The organism is Vogesella fluminis, assembly GCF_014652335.1.
GTDB classification, from domain to species: Bacteria; Pseudomonadota; Gammaproteobacteria; order Burkholderiales; family Chromobacteriaceae; genus Vogesella; species Vogesella fluminis.
In genome coordinates, this window is the sequence record NZ_BMYP01000081.1 from 1 (window position 1) to 3,421 (window position 3,421).

The following is a 3,421-nucleotide window of genomic DNA, read 5'->3' on the forward strand; positions in this document are numbered from 1 at the left end:
CGGACAATTTGGCAGTTTCCCGCCAATGGTCCGTTTACACAAAATTCTGCACACCCTCCCTAGGTTGTGGCAAACCGTGCAAGCCGGTTACCTCTATGTGAATCGTCCGCTTTCCAAAGCGCCGACCGTCGCCTTTGGGTCGACTGCAGCCGTGATCTGGTTGGCAGCTCCCGGCCAATTGCAGTCTTTCACCATCACTTACCAAAGGACTGCTTCAAGACATATTGTTGCCGTTGACAGGTCGTATACCTGCTATCGGCAAAGCAGTCTTCCAGAACCGAGCACTTTTACTCAGAAGTGCCGTGTTGGCCTTCACAAAAGAGCCGCCTGTACGCAGATGGTGAGGTGTGCAGTTGGCCCGCAAAGTGCTGACGCAGGGACAATGCAGAGCTAAATCCCACCTCCGTCGCAATCTGCTCAATCGGCAAATCCGTAGTTTCCAGCAGCAGCTGCGCTCTTGCGATACGTTCGGCAGCTAGCCACTTGACGAATGTCATTCCCGTGGCCTCACGAAAACGCCGGGTAAAGGTTCGCCGACTCATGCGCGCTACTTCGGCCAATACATCCAGTGACAGCGGCTCCGACAGATGCTCGCGCGCCCATTCCAGAACACCCGGTAAACGGCTTTCGCTGGGCAGCGAAGGCACCGGCTGCTCGATGTATTGCGCCTGTCCGCCCTGGCGGTGTGGCGGTGTAACCAGCAACCTCGCTACGCGGTTGGCAACGTCAGCGCCGTGACGCTGACGCACGAGGTTCAGGCAGCAATCAATCGCAGCAACTGTCCCGGCTGACGTAATGACATTGCCATCATCCACATAGAGTACATCTGGCAGGAAGTTAGCTCTGGGAAAACGTTTGGCGAAAAGCTCGCGACAGGCCCAATGGGTTGTCGCGCGGCGTTCGTCCAACAAACCAGCATCACCCAGTACAAAGGCGCCTAGGCACAGGCCAACAACCTGTGCGCCGCGGGCATGGGCCTGTCTCAGTGCGTTCGACAAAACCTCTGGTGCAGCGTTTTCTGGATGGTTCCAAGCCGGGACGATGACGATGTCAGCGTTGTCCATAGCACCAAGGCCTCCGGGTACCTCAATTTCCATACCCTGGTCGCAGCGAACGCGGCCAGGAGTCGGCGCGCAGTAGTGCACTTCGTACGGTGGTAGTCCACTAGGTGCAGGCGTTACGCCGAACACGATGCCCGGCACCGAGAGATGAAAAAGGCTGACGCCCTCGAAAGCAAGGACTGCTACACGGACGGGCTTCATAGAGTCTCCAGTGGCGATGGCTACAAATTGGCCCAATTTTATCTAATGTTGTCATTTGGGCCAATGGTGCGAATCCGAGCCAATCCGCAAAATTGACCCCAACGCGCAAACGGCGTCTTCAATGCGCGCAATCAGCAAATTTTTGAAAGGAAAATCATATGAAAATCTTAAACCCTTTGCGCAGCGCAGCAGCCTTGAGTGGCATCGCGATGCTCGTTGTCAGCGGTATCGCCTACTCCGACACAAACGCCTCCACAGCTAGCGTTTCTGTGGGAAATGCCGTCCAAGTTCAGCAGATACGAAACGCTACCGTCAAGATTGACTTCTCGGGCACCACGTTCCTAGTCGACCCCATGCTCTCCGCCAAAGGTGGGTTCCCGGGCTTTGAAGGCACCTACCGCAGCGAGTTGCGCAACCCATTGGTCGAATTACCTTTCTCGGTTGATGATGTGTTGAAAAGCGTCGAAGCCATCGTTGTTACCCACACCCACACGGATCACTGGGATGAAGCTGCGCAAAAGCAGATTCCTAAAAACATGCCAGTGTTTGTACAAAACGAAGTAGATGCCAAAACAATTCGTGGTCAAGGCTTTAAGGATGTGCGTGTCCTCAAGGGCACCACCACTTTCAACGGCGTAAAACTGAGCAAAACCGGTGGCCAGCATGGCAGTGATTTGTGGTTTGCAGACCCTGTGCGTTCTGAGGCGATGGGCCCAGTCATGGGGGTTGTGTTTTCTGCTCCCAAGGCCAAAACCGTTTACGTCGCTGGTGACACGGTGTGGCGCCCCGAAGTGGATCAGGCGCTGAAACAGCACAAGCCAGACGTGGTGATCCTTAACACGGGGAGCGCGCTGATGGCAGGCTGGGAGGAGCATCCCATCATCATGGGCAAGCAGGACACACTACACGCCACCAAGGCAGCTCCCAACGCCGCCATTGTGGCGGTACACATGGATTCAGTGAACCATATGTCACTCAGCCGCAAGGAACTACGTGAATTTGTGCAAGAGAACAAAATTCAGGAGCGAGTGGTGATTCCTGAAGACGGTGAAGTGATGACGTTCTAAGAAATCAGGCTGCCTAAAATTAGGCAGCCTGTCTCACCCTCTCTAGCCTTAAGAAAGGCAGCAATAGCTATTAAAGCAGTCATCAACTGACGAGTTGCGAAAGGCAGCAGTGGGTCGATTTGAGCCATTGATGGTCAGGTGTGCAAGTAGCTGTACCTGGGCGTGCAGTGGCCTTGCAATTAGATGTGCGAACTCGTGCAATTCCGCATCGGGAAGGCGATGCATTAAATTTTCTGAAAAATTACAAATATTCCCAGAGCTTTTCCAAAAAATAACGCAGATCACAGCAATGGTTAAACAGGTTGTGCTGCATGGGACATGAATGCCAACAGGAGCCGGGGCAGTCCGCACAGCAGGTCAGCTTCACCGGAAGCAAAACTAGCAAATTTATGATGTAGAGGTGTAAGGTAAGGGCAACTCTTACTCAAGGTATTCTCAGCATGCCAATTTTGCGCAAGCTTGAAATTAGCAACTTTCGTGGCATACAGGCCTTGAGTTGGAAGCCTTCTCCTGGCATCAACGCTCTGATCGGACCGGGGGACAGCTGTAAATCGACGATTCTCGATGCCATTGACTGGTGCCTTGGTGCGCGACGGTCACTCCCCGTCGGAGAGTCTGATTTCTTTCTGCTCGATACGACCAAGGCCATCACGATTATTGCAACAGTTGGCCATTTGGCCGATGAATTGAAGTCGCTCAGTCGCTACGGAGAATATCTGAAGGGTTTTAACCTCGCGGATGGGACGATCCACGATGAACCCGGACTTGGACTCGATGTCGTCTTACAACTGGCGCTTCGTATCGAGCAAGATCTTGAGCCACAGTGGTACGTACTTCCAAGGAGTAGCAGTACTGACCTTCCGATTGAATCGCTACCAAGGTTGCCCTGGTCGCATCGTCAACTGTTGTCACCCTCACGTATCGGCTCCAATTCATCGCACAACCTCAGCTGGCGCAGAGATTCAGCCCTTGCCAAACTCAGCTCTGAAGAGGTTTCTGCAAGTGATGTGTTGGCCGATGCTCTGCGTAATGCTAGCAGCCTGTCGGACTTAACGAGCCGTATGAGATAATTCGGATCATCCAAAACACAGC

The 3,421-nt window shown here is 53.5% G+C and carries 3 protein-coding genes; 2 read left to right on the top strand and 1 reads right to left on the bottom strand.

The genetic code is table 11. The features are described 5' to 3' along the window. Positions 1-287 precede the first annotated feature (287 nt). A complete protein-coding gene (locus tag IE083_RS15350; protein WP_189354910.1) occupies positions 288-1,262 on the bottom strand; it encodes a GlxA family transcriptional regulator in 975 nt (324 codons plus the stop codon). 158 nt (positions 1,263-1,420) lie between these two features. On the opposite strand from IE083_RS15350, the gene IE083_RS15355 reads away from it, so the two are divergent. Further along, on the top strand, positions 1,421-2,329 hold the full coding sequence (locus tag IE083_RS15355) for an MBL fold metallo-hydrolase (protein WP_229799792.1): 909 nt from the start codon (positions 1,421-1,423) through the stop codon (positions 2,327-2,329). Positions 2,330-2,769: 440 nt separating this feature from the next. Then, entirely contained in the window at positions 2,770-3,399 is a 630-nt protein-coding gene (locus IE083_RS15360) for an ATP-dependent nuclease (RefSeq protein WP_189354911.1), read from the top strand. Positions 3,400-3,421: the final 22 nt, after the last annotated feature.